2 protein-coding genes are annotated in these 1,410 nt (G+C 40.9%); both read left to right on the top strand.

The window, feature by feature from the left end:
- Window positions 1–36: 36 nt before the first annotated feature.
- Window positions 37–402: an ISAon1 family transposase N-terminal region protein gene (locus LY11_RS26430; protein ID WP_111636570.1), complete on the top strand. Its 366-nt coding sequence runs from the start codon at window positions 37–39 to the stop codon at window positions 400–402.
- Window positions 383–1,366: an ISAon1 family transposase gene (locus LY11_RS26425; RefSeq protein WP_111636569.1), complete on the top strand. Its 984-nt coding sequence runs from the start codon at window positions 383–385 to the stop codon at window positions 1,364–1,366. The genes LY11_RS26430 and LY11_RS26425 overlap by 20 nt, the downstream gene beginning before the upstream one ends.
- Window positions 1,367–1,410 lie beyond the last annotated feature (44 nt).

Below are 1,410 nucleotides of genomic sequence, written 5' to 3'. Positions count from 1 at the left end.
AATTATAGCTTTGTGTACTTATAATTGTTTGTATTTATGCCATCTGCTACGCAATCTTTACTGAGGCTATTTCTACCAGAATTTATCCTGGAGAATTTTGAATTTACCAATGTGATCGAAGATCCCGATACTTTTCACATCCAGTTAGAAGAGCTCAATAACCTTCCTATAGAGTGGAATTCGATCAAGGTTCAGTCCAAAGGTTTTTTTTCAGAGATTGTGGTGCAGGATTTCCCTATTCGAGGTCATAAAGTCTTTTATCACATCAAGAGACGGCGCTGGATCAATCTGGAAAGCGGTAAGGTGATCTACCGGGATTGGACATTAGTAGAAAAGGGAACGCGAATGACAGGAGATTTCGCGGCTTTTTTAAAAGAAGTCAATCGATACAGCCCCGAATAGTGTAGATTCAATCAGTTGTTTTTACGGTGTAAAAGCTAAAAATCTACTTCGCCAATACCGTGATTGCCTCAGTAATTTTAAAAACTGGGATCAGCGGTCACATGCAAAGCAGTGGTTGTTATATCCTGAAAACCTGGGTGAACAGCTCTCTATCGATGAAACCAGTTTGTCTCATGGTGAATTGTATACGATCGTCACTAATAAAGCTGCTAAAGGTAAAAAAGGTGCTATCGTTGCTATTGTAGCGGGTACCAAAGCCGAAACAGTGATTTCAGTACTGCAAAGAATTCCCGAAAGAGCAAGAAAGAAAGTCGCTGAGATTACCCTGGACATGGCAGGTAATATGGAACTGATCTGTAAACGTTGTTTTCCCCAGGCAACCCGGGTGACTGATCGTTTTCATGTACAGAAACTGGCTACCGAGGCGCTTCAGGAAATGCGGATTAAATATCGATGGGAAGCCATGGATGCAGAAAATGAAGCCATTGAAAAGGCGAAAAGATCCGGTCATCCATTTCAGTCAGAATTGCTTCACAATGGAGATACCATCAAGCAGCTATTGGCGCGCAGCAGATATGTATTGTATAAAAGACCTGCAGACTGGACAGCTAGTCAGAGGGATCGTGCAGCACTCTTATTCGAAAGGTTTCCAGACCTTAAAACCGCATACGGACTCAGTATGAGCCTGAGTCAGCTATTTGAGCATACAAAAGATAAGGTATTTGGACTGGCTAACCTGGCCAAATGGCATGAAAAAGTTAGACAAACAGGTTTTAAAGCATTCAAAACTATTTCCAGGTCTATACAGAGTCATTATCAAACGATATTAAACTACTTTGACCGCAGATCTACCAATGCATCAGCAGAATCTTTTAATGCCAAAATCAAGGCATTCAGATCGCAATTCAGGGGAGTCAAAAACATTGAATTCTTCCTTTTTAGGTTAACGCAACTCTATGCGTAAAATCCAAAAATATCCAATTGCTCCACAACTTTTGGCATTGATCC

The organism is Pedobacter cryoconitis, from assembly GCF_003259615.1.
In the GTDB taxonomy this organism is placed as follows: domain Bacteria; phylum Bacteroidota; class Bacteroidia; order Sphingobacteriales; family Sphingobacteriaceae; genus Pedobacter; species Pedobacter cryoconitis.
This window is presented reverse-complemented; position numbering and strand designations above follow the sequence as displayed.